Origin of the sequence: Curtobacterium sp. MCLR17_040 (assembly GCF_003234735.1) — a bacterium.
Lineage (GTDB): Bacteria > Actinomycetota > Actinomycetes > Actinomycetales > Microbacteriaceae > Curtobacterium > Curtobacterium flaccumfaciens.
In genome coordinates this window covers 94,551-111,242 of sequence record NZ_QKTE01000009.1, presented here as the reverse complement: position 1 = coordinate 111,242, position 16,692 = coordinate 94,551, and the positions used below count along the sequence as shown (strand labels likewise).

The 16,692-nt window shown below is 72.3% G+C and carries 14 protein-coding genes; 8 read left to right on the top strand and 6 right to left on the bottom strand.

All coding sequences use genetic code 11. The annotated features are described in order from the left end of the window. Positions 1–8 precede the first annotated feature (8 nt). The 5 genes from DEJ01_RS10200 to DEJ01_RS10180 all read right to left on the bottom strand — a co-directional run bounded on the left by DEJ01_RS10200 (position 9) and on the right by DEJ01_RS10180 (position 6,345). On the bottom strand, positions 9–932 hold the full coding sequence (locus DEJ01_RS10200; RefSeq protein ID WP_071404784.1) for an ROK family protein: 924 nt from the start codon (positions 930–932) through the stop codon (positions 9–11). Beyond that, positions 929–2,614 (bottom strand): ABC transporter ATP-binding protein, encoded by a 1,686-nt coding sequence (locus tag DEJ01_RS10195; RefSeq protein ID WP_111054782.1) that lies wholly within the window; start codon positions 2,612–2,614, stop codon positions 929–931. Before DEJ01_RS10195 ends, DEJ01_RS10200 begins: the two co-directional genes overlap by 4 nt. Further along, positions 2,614–3,507, bottom strand: a complete 894-nt coding sequence (locus DEJ01_RS10190) for an ABC transporter permease (RefSeq protein WP_111024068.1) — start codon at positions 3,505–3,507, stop codon at positions 2,614–2,616. Before DEJ01_RS10190 ends, DEJ01_RS10195 begins: the two co-directional genes overlap by 1 nt. Beyond that, entirely contained in the window at positions 3,504–4,463 is a 960-nt protein-coding gene (locus tag DEJ01_RS10185; protein ID WP_027467218.1) for an ABC transporter permease, read from the bottom strand. Before DEJ01_RS10185 ends, DEJ01_RS10190 begins: the two co-directional genes overlap by 4 nt. Before the next feature lie 88 nt (positions 4,464–4,551). Continuing rightward, positions 4,552–6,345: a peptide ABC transporter substrate-binding protein gene (locus tag DEJ01_RS10180; RefSeq protein ID WP_111092895.1), complete on the bottom strand. Its 1,794-nt coding sequence runs from the start codon at positions 6,343–6,345 to the stop codon at positions 4,552–4,554. Positions 6,346–6,572: 227 nt separating this feature from the next. On the opposite strand from DEJ01_RS10180, the gene DEJ01_RS10175 reads away from it, so the two are divergent. From DEJ01_RS10175 to DEJ01_RS10155, 5 genes are all read left to right on the top strand, one after another. Next, a complete protein-coding gene (locus DEJ01_RS10175; RefSeq protein WP_083404204.1) occupies positions 6,573–7,757 on the top strand; it encodes an ROK family protein in 1,185 nt (394 codons plus the stop codon). Further along, on the top strand, positions 7,750–9,306 hold the full coding sequence (locus DEJ01_RS10170) for a M81 family metallopeptidase (RefSeq protein WP_111092894.1): 1,557 nt from the start codon (positions 7,750–7,752) through the stop codon (positions 9,304–9,306). Before DEJ01_RS10175 ends, DEJ01_RS10170 begins: the two co-directional genes overlap by 8 nt. Beyond that, positions 9,303–10,040 (top strand): copper homeostasis protein CutC, encoded by a 738-nt coding sequence (locus DEJ01_RS10165; RefSeq protein ID WP_111047543.1) that lies wholly within the window; start codon positions 9,303–9,305, stop codon positions 10,038–10,040. The genes DEJ01_RS10170 and DEJ01_RS10165 overlap by 4 nt, the downstream gene beginning before the upstream one ends. Before the next feature lie 177 nt (positions 10,041–10,217). Beyond that, a complete protein-coding gene (locus tag DEJ01_RS10160) occupies positions 10,218–11,648 on the top strand; it encodes a M20/M25/M40 family metallo-hydrolase (protein ID WP_111092893.1) in 1,431 nt (476 codons plus the stop codon). Between the two features lie 7 nt (positions 11,649–11,655). Continuing rightward, positions 11,656–12,888 (top strand): MFS transporter, encoded by a 1,233-nt coding sequence (locus tag DEJ01_RS10155; RefSeq protein ID WP_111092892.1) that lies wholly within the window; start codon positions 11,656–11,658, stop codon positions 12,886–12,888. A 111-nt stretch (positions 12,889–12,999) separates the two neighbouring features. On the opposite strand, the gene DEJ01_RS10150 is transcribed toward DEJ01_RS10155, so the two are convergent. Further along, complete coding sequence (locus DEJ01_RS10150; protein ID WP_258375679.1) at positions 13,000–13,644, bottom strand: ATP-binding cassette domain-containing protein; 645 nt, start codon at positions 13,642–13,644, stop codon at positions 13,000–13,002. A 50-nt stretch (positions 13,645–13,694) separates the two neighbouring features. Between DEJ01_RS10150 and aztB the strand changes: the two genes are divergently transcribed. The 3 genes from aztB to DEJ01_RS10135 are packed head-to-tail and all read left to right on the top strand — an operon-like array spanning position 13,695 to position 16,686. After that, positions 13,695–14,588 carry a zinc ABC transporter permease AztB gene (gene aztB / locus DEJ01_RS10145; RefSeq protein WP_111092891.1) on the top strand — a complete coding sequence of 298 codons (894 nt, stop codon included), beginning with the start codon at positions 13,695–13,697 and terminating at the stop codon, positions 14,586–14,588. Next, complete coding sequence (locus tag DEJ01_RS18160) at positions 14,585–15,787, top strand: YncE family protein (RefSeq protein ID WP_111092890.1); 1,203 nt, start codon at positions 14,585–14,587, stop codon at positions 15,785–15,787. Before aztB ends, DEJ01_RS18160 begins: the two co-directional genes overlap by 4 nt. Further along, a complete protein-coding gene (locus DEJ01_RS10135; RefSeq protein ID WP_258375678.1) occupies positions 15,784–16,686 on the top strand; it encodes a metal ABC transporter substrate-binding protein in 903 nt (300 codons plus the stop codon). Before DEJ01_RS18160 ends, DEJ01_RS10135 begins: the two co-directional genes overlap by 4 nt. Positions 16,687–16,692 lie beyond the last annotated feature (6 nt).

The following is a 16,692-nucleotide window of genomic DNA, read 5'->3' as shown; positions in this document are numbered from 1 at the left end:
CTCCCCCGCTACGCGGTCTCCGGCTCCAGGACGCGCGCCCGCACCTGCGCCGCTGCGCCGAGTGCCACGGCGTCGGACCCGAGCGTCGACTGCGCGAGCCGGATCGTCGCCCCGCTGACGGGTGGTTCCGCGGCGATCGCCGCCGAGATGGCCGGTTCGAGCAGGTCCCAGGACCGAGCGATCCCGCCGCCGATCAGGACGGTGGTGACGTCGAGGATCCCCGCGGTCAGCAGTGCGGCCCGCGCCAGGCCCCACCCCGCGGTGGCGAAGACGGCGGCCGCGTCGGCGTCCCCACCGCGTGCGGCGACGGCGACGTCCCGTGCCGAGAGCATCCGCCCGGAGCGTTCGGCGTAGCGGTCGGCGATGCCGCGCGCGCCCGCGATGGTCTCCAGGTGCCCGGTCTGCCCGCAGGTGCACCGGGCGTCGCCGAAGCCGGGGACGTGGCCGATCTCGCCGGCGGCACCGCGCGGGCCGGCGAAGAGCCGCCCGTCGAGCACGAGCGCGCCGCCGACGCCGGTGCCGAGGGTCATCCCGAGCACGTCGGACTCCCCCACGACCGCGCCGGTGGCGATCTCGCCGAGCAGGAACGCGTTCACGTCGTTGTCCAGGGTCGCGGGGACGCCGAGGGCGTCCGTCACCGCGCGGGTCACGCCGTACCCGGCCCATCCCGTGAACGAGTTGCCGGTGACCAGGACGGTCCCCGTGGTCCGGTCGACGACGCCGGCCGCGCCCACCCCGACACCCGCCAAGGAGGCCCGGTGCGTCTCGAGCAGACCCGTCACGGCCCCGAGTGCGGCCGTCACGATCGCCGCCCCGCCCGCGTGGGCGGGCGTCGGCAGGTCGAGGCGGTCGATGACCTCGAGGTCGGGCGTGGTCAGGACGACCTTCGTGTTCGTACCGCCGACGTCGACCCCGGCCAGGACCCGGGTCACGCGGTCACCGCCGCGAGTGAGGCGAGGCGCTCCGTCCGACGCTGCCGTTGCAGCACGGGGTCGGGCACCGGCACCGCGGCGAGCAGACGCCGGGTGTAGTCGGTGGTGGGGTGCAGCAGCGTCGTGCCGGTGGTGCCCTGCTCCTCGACGACGCCCTGGCGCATCACGACGACGCGCTCGGCGAAGTGCTGCACGACGGCCAGGTCGTGCGAGACGAACAGGCACGCGAAGCCGAGGTCGTCCTGCAGCTCGCCGAGGACCTCGAGCACGGTCTCCTGCACGCTGACGTCGAGCGCCGACGTCGGTTCGTCGGCGACGAGCAACCGCGGTTCGAGCACCAGAGCCCGAGCGAGCGAGACCCGCTGGCGCTGCCCGCCGGAGAGCTCTCGGGGGGCACGGGACGCCAGGGTCCGCGGCAGCCGGACGGCGTCGAGCACCTCGTCGATGCGACGACGACGATCGGCCGAGGACATCCCGCGACGGTGCACGGCGAGGGGCTCCGCGATGCACTCGGCCACCGACATCCGGGCGTCGAGGGACGCCACCGGGTCCTGCAGCACGACGCCGATGCCGGAGCGGAGTGCACGTCGGTCACGGCCCTTCGCGGTCCGCAGGTCCTGCCCGAACAGCGACACCGTGCCGGACGTCGGCTTGACGAGCCCGAGCGCCACCCGGGCCGCGGTCGACTTGCCGGAGCCGGACTCGCCGACCAGGCCGACGGTCTCACCGGCGTGCACCGCGATGTCGATGCCCGCGAGCGCGTGGACGGCGCGCGCCCCGCGCCCGAACGTCACCGAGACGTCCCGCAGGTCGACCACCGGGGCCGCACCGGGCCTCCCGGCCGGCTCGGTCTCCGCGTCGGTGACGGGAGCCGACGGACGATCGCCCGCCACGTCGAGCCGCGGCACCGCCGCGAGGAGCCGCTTGGTGTACTCGTGCTCGGGGCGGAGCAGGACGTCCTCGACCCCACCGGTCTCGACGATCTCGCCCTGGAGCATGACCGCGACCCGGTCGGCGAAGTCCGCGACGACCCCCATGTTGTGCGTGACGAGCAGCACGCCGGTGCCGGTCTCGACGGCGAGCGCACGGAGGAGCTCGAGGATCTCGGCCTGCACGGTGACGTCGAGGGCGGTGGTCGGCTCGTCCGCGATGAGCAGCTTCGGCGCGTTCGCGATCGCCATCGCGATGACCACGCGCTGACGCTGCCCACCCGACAGCTGGAACGGGAACGACCGGGTGCGCGACTCGGGGTCGGGGATGCCGACCCGGCGCAGCAGGTCGACGGCCTCGGCCGCGGCGGCGGACGCGGAGACGTCACGGTGGTTCCGGATCACCTCGGCGATCTGGGCACCGACGCGGGTGAGCGGGTCGAGGGCGGTCGCGGGCTCCTGGAAGACCATCGAGACGGTCGAGCCGCGCAGGGCCCGGAGTTCGGGCTCGGGGGCGCCGACGACCTCGTGTCCGGCGACGACGGCGCTGCCCGAGGCCGTCGCGTTGCCGGAGAGCAGGCCCATCGCGGCGAGGGCGACGGTGGACTTGCCGGAGCCGGACTCGCCGACCAGGGCGAGGGTCTCGCCGGGGGCGACCGACAGGGACACCCCGCGCACGGCGTCGACGGTGCCGGACTCGGTGCTGAAGGAGACGCCGAGGTCGGTCGTCCGCAGGATCGGTTCGTTGGTCATCAGCGGCCCCGCACGTCGAAGGCGTCCCGCAGTCCGTCGCCCACCGCGTTGAACGCGCAGACGACCAGGATCACGGCCAGACCCGGCGGCACGATGAGCCACCAGCGTCCGGAGTAGGCGGCGGTGAGTCCCGCCGAGAGCATGCCGCCCCAGTCCGTCGCGGGCGGCTGCACACCGAGCCCGAGGTACGAGACGTAGGCGACCAGCAGGATCGCGTCGGCGACCTGGAACGTCGCCGCGACGACGATCGTCGACACCGAGTTCGGCAGCAGGTGCTTGCCGATGGCGCGGGCGTGCGAGCCGCCGATCGCGCGCAGTGTCAGGACGTAGTCGCGGTTCTTGAGCGTCAGGGTCTCGGCGCGGATCAGGCGGGAGGGCACGAGCCACGACACCAGACCGAGGATGACGATGAGACCGCCGACGCCGGGGTTCGTGATCGCCGAGATGACGAGCAGGATGAACAGGGCCGGGATCGCGATGCCGGCGTCGACGACGCGCATCATCAGGGCGTCGACCCAGCCGCCGACGTACCCGGCGACGGAACCCCACAGGGTGCCGACGACGGTGGCCAGGACCCCGGCGGCGATGCCCACCATCAGGGAGACCTTGCCGCCGTACATCAGGCGGCCGAGGACGTCGTGGCCGACGGCGTCGGTGCCGAGCCAGTGCGCGGCGCTCGGGCCCTGGTTGGCCTGCTCGAGCAGCGTGTGGGTCTGGTCGGTCGGGTACACGAACGGGCCGACGAAGCAGAACAGCACGATGACGACGATCAGGGCGAGGCCGATCACGGCGAGGGTGTTGCTCCGGAACCGGCGGGCGGCGAGCCGGAACCCGGTGGCCGCGACGGTGACGGGGGCGCCCGGGGCTTCGGGGGCCATCTGGACGGCGGTCATGCGCGGCTCGCCTTCACTCGCGGGTCGATGAGGGACTGTGCGACGTCGGCGAGCAGGGTGCCGATGACGGTCGCGATGGAGATGACGAGCACGCAGCCGAGCAGCGTCGGGTAGTCGGAGGACTGTGCGGCGTTCCAGAACAGCAGCCCCATGCCGGGGTAGTTGAACAGCTGCTCGGTCACCAGCGCGCCACCGAACAGCACCGGCAGGTAGTACCCGAGCATCGCGACGACCGGGGTCAGCGAGTTCCGGAACACGTGCCGCCGCAGGATCGTCGCGGTCGAGGCGCCGCCGGCACGGGCGGTGCGGACGTAGTCCTCCTGCAGGTTCTCGAGCGTCGAGGCGCGCATGTACCGACTGAACACCGCGATCATCGCGAGGGCTCCGGTCACCACGGGCAGCACGAGTCCGGCCGGGTCCTGGAACACCTCGGCCAGGGTGGTGCCGCTCGGGGCCTGGGACGGCAGCCACGGCAGCTGCTGGCTGAAGACGATGATCAGGACGAGGCCGAGGAAGAACGCCGGCGTCGAGTAGAAGACGAACGCCAGGGCGGTGGCGGCGTAGTCGACCGCACCGTTGCGGCGGGCCGCCTGGAGCATCCCGACCGGGATCGCGACGACGAGTCCGAGCACCGCGGAGATGCCGGTGAGCACGAGGGTCTTCGGCAGGCGCTCGGCGATGAGCTGCGAGACCGGCTCGTTGAGCGTGTACGAGGTGCCGAGGTCGCCGGTCAGCAGACGACCGAGGAACCGCAGGTACTGCACGGGCAGCGGCTGGTCGAGCCCCTGCGCCTGGTTGAACTGGGCGATCTGCGTGGGGGTCGCGGAGACGCCGAGCACGCCGCGGGCGGGGCCGCCGGGCAGCGCGTGCAACAGGCAGAACACCACGACGGTGACGATGAGGATCACCGCGAGCGCCTGCAGGACGCGCCTGGTGAGGTAGAGAGCTGTGGTCATGCGGCTTCCGATGGTCGGATTGGAGACGTGAGCCGGGGAGGAGGCGCGGTGCGCGTCGGTCGCGCACCGCGCCTCCAGGGTCGGTTTCCTACTTGGTCCACTTCCACTGGGCCGGGTGGAAGTTGGCGAGCGAGTCCTGGTCGAAGCCGGACAGGCCCTTCTTGACGACCGAGATCTGGTAGTCGGGGCTCGGCAGCCAGATCACCGGCAGGTCCTTCGCGACCGCTGCGCTGTAGTCCTGCACGGCGGTGGCGTCGGTCGAGGTGGTGGTCGCGTCGATCAGGGAGTCGACCTCCTTGTTCGAGTAGCTGCCGAAGTTCGCCGAACCGCCGGTCTGGAACAGCGACTCACCGGTCGGGTAGGCCGGGAAGTACCAGCTGCCCGCGGTGCCGAAGAACGACAGGTCCCAGTCGCAGCTGGCCTCGTCCGAGGTGCAGGTCGGGGTCTGCGACAGCACGCTCGACACCGGCGCGGTCTTGATGGTGAAGTCGATGCCGGTCTTCGCGAGCGAGGACTGGATCGCGCTCATCATGTTGTCGGTCACGGTCGAGCCGGACTGCGACAGGACCTGCATCGAGAACTTCGTGCCCTCCTTGACCCCCTCGCCGCACTGGCTGGCGGACGTGCCCGGGTCGGTGCAGACCATCGTGCCGCCCTGCTCCTCCCAACCGTGGCTGGTCAGCAGGTCCTTGGCCTTCGAGGTGCTGAACGGGTACGGGTTCGACTTCTGCACGTCGGAGACGTAGTCGGACTCCTGCGCCTGCGGGATCGGACCGTAGGTCGAGGTGGCGGTGCCGTTGAAGACGACCTTCGACAGCGACGTCTGGTCGATCGACATCTGGACGGCCTGACGGGCGTACAGCTGCTTGAAGACGGCGCCCATCGTCGGGTTGTTGAAGTTGTACGGCATGTACGTGATGGCCCAGCCGGTCCAGGGCTCGACGGAGTAGCCCTTCGCCGTGAACGCGGACTTCTGGTCCATGTCGGTGGCGTTGATGTAGCCGTAGTCGACCTCGCCCGAGCGGACGGCGTTCACTTCGGCGTCGGCCGTGGTGAAGGGCAGCAGGTTCACCGTCGCGATCGACGGCTTCTCACCACCGTCGTACTTCTTGTTCGCCGTCAGGGTGACCTTGCCGGCCGTGGTGAAGGTCTTGACGCCGTAGGGGCCGGAGATGGTCTTCCACAGGTCGTCGGTGGCGTAGTCGGAGATCTTGCCGGCGGCGGTGTTGAGGTACTTCCACACCTGCTTCGCGCCGGCGGTGGTCTCGTCGGCGTCGGTCACCTTCGCGGTCGCGCTGGTCTTGTCCCAGGCGTGCTGGGGCAGCGGGATGATGTGGCTCAGCTGGTTGGCGAGCATCCAGTCCGAGTTGTATGCCTTGTCGAACGTGATGGTGAAGTGCGTGTCGTCGACGGCCTTGAACGAGGTCCAGTTGTCCGGTGCCTTGCCCTTGGAGTACGAGCCCCACTGGTCCTTGTTCGCCTTGATCAGGTTGAACCAGAACCCGACGTCGCGGCTCGTGATCGCCTCGCCGTCCGACCAGTGCCGGTCGCCGAGCGTCATGGTGACGCTCTTGCCGTCGTCGGCGAACTTCGCGTCGGTGGCGACGGAGCCGGCCTTGTTCCAGGCGATCTTGCCGGTGGAGCCGTCGTAGGCGACGAGCGGCTCGTACAGCGACTGGGCGATGGAGCCGTTGTTCGTGTTGAGGTGCGCGGCGGTGCCGATCGGCAGGATCCAGTTCGGCGTGAAGTTGGCGGGGAGCGCGTAGTCGATCTCGTCGGTCGATCCCTGCGAGGCGTTGCCGCCTCCGGAACAGCCGGCGAGCAGCGCGCTCACGGCGATCGCAGCTCCGGTGAGGAGCGCCCAGCGACGGGGCTTGGACATGCGGTGTCTCCTTGTGCGAGGGACTTCGGGGAGGTGGAGCACGGGTGCCGAGCGGCACGAGGACAGTCAAGGACCAAAGCGATTGGAAAAACAAACATCTCGATGTAAAAACTGCGTTACTGCGGAACGGACGAAAGGGTGGACCGCTCGATCCGCCCCGTAGGCTCGCGGCAGAACGGACCATCGACCGGTGTTCCGCTCCCGTTCCGCCCGGATTGGAGAAAGTCGTGGCCGATCTCAGCGCCCGCGTCCTCGAGCTCGTCGCATCGGGGCAGGCCGCCAGCCGGACCGAGATCGCGAAGGTGCTCGGAGCCGCCCCGTCGACCGTCTCGCACGTCGTCGGCCAGCTCCTGGAGCACGGGATCCTCGCCGAGGAAGGTACGGACGTCTCGACCGGCGGGCGCCCCCGCAAGGTGCTCCGCATCGGCGGCGTCGACGAGTACGCGGTCGCCGCGGACGTCGGTGGCGGGCACGCGCGCATCGGCGTGGTCCTGCCCGGAGGCGCGCTCGAGTCGGTCGCCAACGTCCCGTTCGCGCTGTCCGACGGTCCGACCGCCGGGCTCCAGCGCCTGGCCGCGCTGCTCGAGCGGCTCGCCGACGACCGTGGTCGCGAAGGGCTGCGGGGCGTCGGGCTCAGCCTGCCCGGGCCCGTCGACGTCGTCGCCGGGGTCGTGGACCTGCCGAGCCGGATGCCGGGGTGGAACGGGTTCCCCGTGGCCGCGTGGCTGAGCGACCGGTTCGGCCTGCCGGCGATCGTCGACAACGACGCGAACTGCATGGCGGCGGGTGAGCAGACCGTGCAGGATCCGGCTCGACGCCAGACCATCACGATCAAGGCCGGGTCGGCGATCGGCGCGGGCATCGTCATCGACGGCCGGCTCTACCGGGGGTCGACCGGCGCGGCCGGGGACATCACGCACGTGCGGATCGACGCCGCCGGGGACACCCCGTGCTCGTGCGGCAACACCGGATGCCTGGAGACGGTGGCGTCCGGGGCCGCCCTGGTCCGGATCCTGTCGAACGCCGGGGTCGACGTCGCGTCGACCGCCGACGTCGTCCGGCTCGCCTCGGACGCGCACCCCGAGGCCACCCGTGCCGTGCGGATGGCGGGCAAGTACCTGGGCGAGGTGCTCGCCGCCAACGTGAACTTCTTCAACCCGGACGCCGTCTACCTGGGCGGCATCCTGTCGACCCTCGACCCGTTCATCGCCGCCGTGCGGAGCCAGCTCTACGAGAGCTGCCACCCGTTGATGACCCAGCACCTGGCCATCGAGCCGGTGTCGCTCGGCGCCGACGCCGGGCTCGTCGGCGCCGGGCAGTTCGCGCTGCAGCGGGGCCTCGCCGCCTCGCTCGAGGAGCTCTCCGCGCCCATCCCCCAGTCCACCACCAGGAACAGGAGCGTCCGTGTCTGAGACCGGTCCCGTCACCCCCGCCGTCCCCGCCAGCGCCGCTGGTGCCCGTCGCCCGGTCATCGCCATCGCCGGGCTCGCCATCGAGACGTCGACGTTCACGCCGACCCGGACCCACGCCCCCGCGTTCCACCCGGACCGCGGCGACGAGGCCGTCGCCCGGTACCCGTTCCTGGCGGCCATGGCGGACCGGGCGGACTTCCGCGGGGCGCTCATCGGGCACGCGCTGCCCGGCGGGATCGTCGACCGGGCGTCGTACGAAGCCCTGGCCGACGAGATCGTCGAGCGGTTGGGTGCGATGGGTCCGGTCGACGGGCTCTGGTACGACATCCACGGCGCGATGGTGGTCGAGGGGCTCGACGACGCCGAGACGGACCTGCTCGGTCGCATCCGCGCGGTCGTCGGCCCCGACGTCATCGTGTCCGCGTCGATGGACCTGCACGGCAACGTCACGCGCGAGCTCGCCCACCAGGTCGACCTCGTCACCTGCTACCGGATGGCCCCGCACGAGGACACCCTCGAGACGAAGGAGCGCGCCGTCCGGAACCTCGTCGACGTGCTCACCGAACGCCCGGTCGGTGCGCAGCGACCCGTGAAGGCCTGGATCCCGATCCCCGTCCTGCTGCCCGGCGAGCAGACCTCGACCCGTCTCGAGCCGGCGAAGTCCCTGTACGCGCAGGTCCCGCTCGTCGAGCAGACCGAGGGCGTGCTCGACGCCGCGATCTGGGTCGGGTACGCGTGGGCCGACCAGCCCCGCGACCAGGCCGTCACCGTCGTCACCGGGTGGGACGAGGCAGCCGTCACCGCCGGTGCCGAACGGCTCGCGGCGGCGTTCTGGGACGTCCGCGAGGACTTCGTGTTCGTCGCCCCCACCGGCACGTTCGAGGAGTGCCTCGACGCCGCGCTCGCCCCGGGCGCCGCGAAGCCGTACTTCGTCTCGGACTCGGGCGACAACCCCACGGCGGGCGGTTCCGGGGACATGACCTGGGGCCTGACGCAGGTGCTCGCCCGCCCCGAGTTCCAGGACCCGTCCGGCCCGACCGTCATCTACGCGAGCGTGCCCGGACCGGCCGCGGTCGCCGCGGCGGTGGACGCCGGCGTCGGTGCGACGATCACCGTGACCGCCGGTGCGTCGGTGGACCACGTGCATGCCGGCCCGATCACGATGACCGGGCGGGTGCACGCGATCAAGCACGGCGACCGAGACGCCGAGACCGAGGTCGTGCTGCAGGTCGGCAGCGTCTTCGCGATCCTGACGAAGCTGCGGAAGCCGTACCACCACGAGCACGACTTCACCGACCTCGACCTGGCGCCGCGGCAGGCGGACGTCGTCATCGTGAAGATCGGGTACCTCGAACCGGAGCTGTTCGACATGTCCGCCGACTGGATGCTCGCGCTCACCCCGGGCGGTGTCGACCAGGACCTGCTGCGCCTCGGGCACCACAGGATAGAGCGGCCGATGTTCCCCTACGATCGAGTGTTCCCGACGGCACCGGACCTCCGCGCCCGCATCGTCCCCGCCTCCAACGAACCGCTCGGAGCCCCTGCATGAGCACCACCGCCGCACTCGAGATCGCCGTGACCTCTCCGGCGGGTGCGATCACCGCGCGGGACGGCGGCGCCGACCGCGTCGAACTCTGCGTCGGGCTCGAGCTCGGCGGGCTCACCCCGTCCCAGGCCCTGGTCGAGACGACCCACGAGACCGGGATCCCGGCGCACGCGCTGGTCCGCTGCCGCCCGGGCGGGTTCGTGCACTCCCCCGACGAGGTCGAGCTCATGGTGCGCGAGGTCCGCACGGTCCTGCGCTCCGGGGCCGCCGGTGTCGTGGTCGGTGCCCTGCGCCCCGACCGGACCCTGGACGAGGACGCCCTCCGCCGCTTCGTGGACGCCGCCCGCTCGGTCAGCGCCACCGCCGAGGTCACCCTGCACCGCGCGATCGACCACGCGACCGACCCCGTCGCCGCAGCCGGGTCGCTCGCGGCGCTCGGCTTCACCCGCGTCCTGACCTCGGGTGCCGCCCCCACCGCGGTCGCCGGCGCCGAGACGATCGCCCGCATGGTCGAGGCCGCCGGGCCCGTGCAGGTGATGGCCGGCGCCGGGGTCACCCCCGCCGACGTCCGCGCACTGCTCGCCACCGGTGCCGCCGCCGTGCACCTGTCGGCCAAGCGTCCGGCCGCGGACAGCACGCACACCGGGGTGCCGATGGGCGCCGGGGACGACGGCTCCGCGCACTTCGTCACCGACGCCGAGGTCGTCGCGGCCGCACGGCGCGCGCTCGACGCCTGAGTCGTTCCGGACCCGCGCCGAGTCCCGGACCCACACCGGGCTCCGGACCCGCACCGGGTCCGAGGTGCGGCGCGTAGCGGACGCACACCGCGCCTCCAGGCCAATCCGGGACCACCCGTAGGGACCCGCTCCTACGGTCGGCACCACCTGACCGAACGGAGAACCGTGTCCGCTCCCGTGACCGACAGCACCGAACCCGACACCCGTCGCGCCGAGGTCGCGCGGTTCCTCGAGGAGCACCGCGAACACCTGGTGCGGCAACTCAGCGAGTGGGTGCGGATCCCGTCCGTCGCATCGCAACCCGAGCGCGCGATCGACGTCGACCGGTCCGCGCACTGGCTGGCCGGAGCGATGCGCGAGCTCGGCCTCGAGACCGAGATCCTGCAGGCCGGTCCCGCACCGGCCATGTACGCCGAGCTGCACGTCGACCCGGCGCTGCCGACCGTGCTCGTCTACAGCCACCACGACGTGCGGCACGCGAAGCCCGAGGAGTGGCACGAGACCTCGCCGTGGGAACCCGTGTTCCGTGACGGACGCCTGTACGGGCGCGGGGCGTCCGACGCGAAGGGGCAGGTGCTCGCCCACCTGTGGGGGCTGCGCGCGCACCTCGCCACCCGACCGGACGGCACCCCGGCCGTGAACCTCAAGTTCCTCGTCGAAGGAGAAGAGGAGCTCGGCTCCAGCCACTTCGCCGACCTGCTCGACGCCGAGCAGGAGCGGCTGGCGTGCGACGTCGTCGTGTTCTCGGACACGCTGCAGTGGAAGGCCGGCAATCCCGCCGTCGTCACGTCGATGCGTGGCATGACGGGCGCGACCCTCACCGTCACCGGGCCAGCGCGCGACGTCCACAGCGGCGCCGTGTCCGGCCCCGCGCCGAACCCGGTGCACGCGCTCGTCACCGTGCTCGCGGCCCTGCACGACGACCAGGGCCGCATCACGATCCCCGGGTTCCTGGACGACGTCGACGCGCTCACGGACGAACGCCGTGCCGAGTTGCAGGCGCTCGACTTCGACCCCGACGTCTGGGTCGAGCGAACCGAGACCCGGGCGATCACCGGCGAGGCGGGGTACTCGGTCGAGGAGCGGCTCTGGGCACGACCGTCGATCGAGGTGCTGACCCTGCTCGCAGGCGACCCCACCGGGTTCCCACGAGCCGTGGTCCCGCGTGAGGCAACGGCCGAGATCAGCATCCGGACCGTGCCGGGGCAGCAGGTGCAGGCCGTCGCCGAGCAGCTGCGCCGGTTCGTCCGGGACACGATGCCCGACGGAGTGACCTACGAGCTGACGATCCCCGAGGAGACCGGGCAGGACCCGTACGTGACCCCGTCGGGCCCCGAGCTCGACGCGCTCGTGCGGGCGATGGAACTCGGGCACGGCACCGAGACCGCCGGCCGGATGGGCAACGCCGGGGGCGGTCCCGCGGAGCTGCTCGGCCGGGTGTTCGACGCCCCCGTCCTGTTCGTCGGCACGGGGCTGCCGGAGGACCACTGGCACGCCAGCGACGAGAGCGTCGACCTGCGCACCCTGCTCGACGGTGCGGCGACGATAGCGCACCTGTGGAGCGGACTCGGCGAGGCCGGGAATGGATCGTCGCACTCCGGGGCTTGATGCCCCCATGACATCGTCAGCAGCGCGCCGCGGGTGGCTCAGCGTCACGTCCGTCGCACTCGGGTCGTTCGTGCTCGTCCTGTCCGAGTTCCTGCCCATCGGACTGCTCCCCGCCATCGCCGACGACCTGGACGTCGGCATCGGCACCGCCGGCCTGATGGTCGTCGCCACCGGACTCGTCGGCGCCGTCGCGGCACCGGTCGTCACCGTCCTGACCTCGCGACTCGACCGCCGGGTGGTGCTCGTGTCCCTGACCGTGCTGCTCGTCGTCGCCGACGGCCTCGCCGCGATCGCGCCGTCGTTCTGGGTGCTGTTGATCGCACGGATGCTGCTCGGGGTCGGCATCGGTGGCTTTTGGGCCATCGGTGCCGGGATCGCCGGGCGACTCGTCCGGCCGGAGCTGACGATCCGCGCGACCTCGCTCATCACGGCCGGCGTCTCCGTCGCGACCGTCGTGAGCCTGCCGCTCGGCGCCCTCGTGTCGTCGCTCGCCAGCTGGCGCCTCGGCTTCGTGATCGGTGGGGCGCTCGGCCTCGTCGCGCTCGTCCTGCAGCTGGCGATGCTGCCGAGGATCCCCGCGCAGCAGCGGGTGCGGTTCGCCACGCTCGGGTCGCTGCTCCGCGTGCCCCGTGCCCGGGTCGGGCTCATCGCCGCAGCCTTCGTCTTCGCGGCCCAGTTCGCCGCGTACACCTACATCGCGCCGTACCTGCAGCAGCTCGTCGGTGTCGGCCCGGACACCGTGACGATCGCGCTGCTGGTGTTCGGCGTCGCGGGCATCGTCGGGAACTTCGCCGCCGGCTTCACGCTCGACCGCAGTGTCCTCGGCACCATCGGGGCGTCGAAGTTCGTGCTCGCGGCGGCCGTCGTCCTGCTCCCGCTGCTCGCCCACTCCGTCGTGGGGGTCTTCGTGCTGCTCGTCGTGTGGGGCCTGGTGTGGGGTGCGCTGCCGCTCGGGATGCAGACGTGGATGTCGACGGCGTCGCCGGCCGGGTCCGAGACCGGGCTCGCGCTGTTCGTCACGACGATCCAGCTCGCGATCGCCGCCGGTTCGGTGCTCGGCGGTGCCGCGGTGTCGTCGTTCGGTCTGGCTGCCGACTTCTGGCTGGCCGGCGGGGTCGCGATCGTCGGTGCCGTGGTGCTCGTCGCGATGGGGCTGCGGAAGTCGAGCGCCGTGCCGGCGGTCGAGCCGGTCGCGGCCGACCCGACGCCGACCGGCCCGGTGGCCGTCGCGTGCCCCTGACCGCCGTTCCGGGGCCCGCAAAACACCGGTGTTCGTGCTCTGAACACGCGCAAACCGCGGTTCGACGGGTGAACACCGGTGTTTTGCGGAATCGACCCGACGGAAGCAGGGTCAGGTCAGCGTGACGATGCGGTCGGCTGCGGCGATCGCCACCGGGTCGTGGGCCGCGTGCACCACCACGACGCCGGCCGCGGCCTCGTCGGCGAGCGCCGCCACCACGAGCGCCGCGGACTCCGCATCGACCCCCGCGGTCGGTTCGTCGACCAGCAGCACCCCGGCACGCTGCGCCAGCCCGAGCGCGACGAGCGTGCGCTGCCGCTGCCCGCCCGAGAGCTCCTCGATCGGCCGATCGGCGAGCTCCGTGATCGCCATCCGCTCGAGCTGCGCGTCGACGACAGCCCGGTCAGCGCGTCCGAGCGGCCGCCACCACGCGCGGTGCCGCCACCGCCCCATCGTGACGGCCGCGCGGACGGTGAGCGGGAGCGTGGTCGGCGGTACGGACTGGGTCACGTAGGCGACGCCGTCGGACGGGAGGCCCGTCACCCGCCCGGCGGTCGGCCGCACGACGTCCGCGACCACGTCGAGCAGCGTCGACTTGCCGGATCCGTTCGGTCCGGTGAGCGCGGTGACGACCCCGGCGGGGAACGTCACGTCGAGCATGTCGAGGACGGTCCGGTCGCCGAGGACGGCCGTCACCCGGTCCAGGTGGACGGCGGATCGGGGCTCGGCGGGGTCGGTCGGCTCGGTCGCAGGCACCTCAGCACGCTATCAGTATCGATACTCGTTTTCATGTAGCGTCTCGGACCGTGACCTGGCTGACCGATCCGTTCTCCGTCGACTTCATGCTGCGCGCCCTGGTCGGCGGCTCCCTGGCGGCGGTCCTCTGCGCCGTGGTCGGCACGTGGGTGCTGGTCCGGGGCATGGCGTTCCTGGGCGAGGCGCTCTCGCACGGCATGCTGCCCGGCGTCGCGATCGCCACCCTGACCGGGATCCCGCCGGTGCTCGGTGCCGCGGTGAGCGCGGGCGTGATGGTGCTCGGCGTCGGGGCGCTGCGTCGTCGTGCCCGACTGTCGTACGACACCTCGATCGGCCTGCTCTTCGTCGGGATGCTCGCACTCGGCGTGATCATCGTGTCGTCCTCGCGGTCGTTCGCCACCGACGTCACCGCGATCCTGTTCGGCGACGTCCTCGCCGTCACCCGGGCCGACGTCGGCGGCCTCGCGATCGCCGCAGCCGTGGCCCTGGCCGTCGCCGCGGCGTTCCACCGGCCCTTCACCGCACTGGCGTTCGACACCCGCAAGGCCACGACGCTCGGACTGCACCCACGACTGGCCGAGGTCGTGCTCATCGGGCTCGTCACCCTGGCGGTCGTCGCCTCGTACCGGGCCGTCGGCACCCTGCTGGTCGTGGGCCTGCTGCTCGCGCCGGCGGCCGCCGCCCGCGCCTGGACCCGGCACGTGGCCTCGACGATGCTCCTCGGCGCCGGCATCGGTGCCGCCGCCGTCCTCGTCGGGCTGCTCGTCTCCTGGCATGCCGGCACCGCCGCCGGCGCGAGCATCGCCGCGGTCGCCGTCGGCGGCGTCGTGGCCTCACGCGCCCTGGCCGCCGTCGTCCTGCGGCGCACCCCGATCCCCACACCGGCGCGCGCGGCCGCGCCGGCAGCACCACGATCCGCCGCACCGTCTCGAGAGGGAGCATGAAGCACTCGACCACCAGCCGCGCCCCCGCGCGCCTCCTGCCCACCATCGGCCTCGCCACCGGCCTGGCCCTCACCGTCACCGCCTGTTCCACGGGCACCCCGTCGGCCGACAGCTCGACCGGCACCGCCCGTCCCCACGGTTACGTGGCGGGCGCGAGCGAGTCCCAGGAACCCCAGGTGCGCCTCCTGGCCGTGTCGGCGACCGGCGCGACCGCGCTGCACGACCTGCTCACCGAGGAGACCACCGAACTCGACGACGTGGACGCACCGGAGGACTCGGCGACCGACGGCCGGTTCCTCGTGACGAGCGATGCCGACCGCACGACGATCGTCGACGGCGGGTCCTGGACCGTCGACCACGGCGACCACACGCACTACTACGCAGCCGAGCCCCGGGTGGTGGGCACGATCGACAGTGGCGGCCGGGTCGAGGTGCACTCGTCCGAGACCATGACGACGATCACCTGGCCGGACCGCGCCGAGGCCGTCGTGCTCGACCGCGAGGCGCTGGGTCAGGGCGAGGTCGACGAGACCGCACGGATCGACGCGAGCGTCCTGCTGCCGATGGGCGAGCATCTCGTGGCGGCCGACGGCGACACGGTCCGCGTGCTCGACGCGGACGGCGAAGCAACCGCCGCCGGCGCCGCCGCCGAGCAAGCGTGCACCGACCCCGCCGGCGGGATCGTCACCCGCGCCGGTGCCGTCGTGGGCTGCGCCGACGGAGCGGTCGTGGTGGACGACGCCGGCGAGCCCTCGTTCGTCGAACTGCCCGACGGTGCCGAGCGCCCGACGGCCTTCGCCGCACGCGCCGGCCGGCCCACCGTCGCCGGACTGGCCGGCACCACCGGGTTCTGGTTGCTCGACGTGCGACAGGGCTCGTGGCGGCTCGTGCCGACCGAACGGCCCCTGCGCGCCGTGGTCGCGGTGGACGACGAGGACGAGCACGTGGTCGGGGTCGACGACTCCGGGCGGGTGGTCGTCGTGACCGCCTCGACGGGGAAGGTGGCCACGACGACGGCGCTCATCGACATCGGCGCAGACGACCCCGCGCCGATGCTGCAGCTCGACGCCCAGCGCGCCTACGTGGCCGACCCCGCGGACGGCACCGTGCACGAGATCGACTTCGCCGACGGCGCCCGGGTCGCCCGCACGATCGAACTCCCCGCCGCCCCCGTCGCCTTCGCCGAGGTCGGACTGTGACCGGCACCAGGATCCTGACCGCGGGTCTCGTCGCCGCGATCGTCGCCCTCGTCGCCACGGGGTGCACCACCGCCGGCTCGGACCGGCCCCTCGTCGCGGTGACGACGAACATCCTCGGCGACGTCGTCAGCGAAGTCGTCGGGGACCAGGCCGACGTCATGGTCCTCATGCCCCCGGGCGCCGACCCCCACTCGTTCGAGGTCTCCGCGCAGGAAGCCGCACGACTGCGGAGCGCCGACCTGGTGGTCGAGAACGGGCTCGGACTCGAAGAAGGGGTCGCCCGTCACGTCGCAGCGGCAGCCGAGGACGGTGTGCCGGTCTCCACCGCCGGGGACGCGTTCGACCCGCTGGAGTGGACCACCGAGGACGACAGCGGCCCCGACCCGCACTTCTGGACCGACCCCGCCCGGATGGTCGACGTGGTCGAGGCCCTCGACCAGGACCTGCGCGACGCCGGCATCGAGCCGACCGGCACCGATGCCTACCTGGACGAGCTCCGCGACCTGGACGACACGATGACGACCGCGTTCCGGACCGTGCCCGAGGAACGCCGGGCGCTCGTCACGAACCACCACGTGTTCGGGTACCTGGCCGACCACTACGGCTTCCGGGTCGTCGGGGCGGTGATCCCGAGCGGGACCACCCTGGCCTCCCCGAGCGCCGCCGACCTGCGTGACCTGGCCGACGCCATCGACGAGGCGGGGGTCCGGACGATCTTCGCCGACGCCTCGCAGCCCGCGCGACTGGCCGAGGTGCTCGCGGAAGAGGTCGACCTGCACGTCGAGATCCGACCGCTGGCGACGGAGTCCCTCACGGAGGACGGCGACGCCTCCACCTACCTCGGCATGATGCGCTCGAACACCGAGGCCATCGTCGACGGCCTGTCGACTGGTAATTGAGAATGA

Coding starts and splice junctions, on each gene's coding strand:
- DEJ01_RS10195 (WP_111054782.1), bottom strand. CDS start 2,614: ATGACCAACGAACCGATCCTGCGGACGACCGACCTCGGCGTCTCCTTC.
- DEJ01_RS10190 (WP_111024068.1), bottom strand. CDS start 3,507: ATGACCGCCGTCCAGATGGCCCCCGAAGCCCCGGGCGCCCCCGTCACC.
- DEJ01_RS10185 (WP_027467218.1), bottom strand. CDS start 4,463: ATGACCACAGCTCTCTACCTCACCAGGCGCGTCCTGCAGGCGCTCGCG.
- DEJ01_RS10180 (WP_111092895.1), bottom strand. CDS start 6,345: ATGTCCAAGCCCCGTCGCTGGGCGCTCCTCACCGGAGCTGCGATCGCC.
- DEJ01_RS10165 (WP_111047543.1), top strand. CDS start 9,303: ATGAGCACCACCGCCGCACTCGAGATCGCCGTGACCTCTCCGGCGGGT.
- DEJ01_RS10155 (WP_111092892.1), top strand. CDS start 11,656: ATGACATCGTCAGCAGCGCGCCGCGGGTGGCTCAGCGTCACGTCCGTC.
- DEJ01_RS18160 (WP_111092890.1), top strand. CDS start 14,585: ATGAAGCACTCGACCACCAGCCGCGCCCCCGCGCGCCTCCTGCCCACC.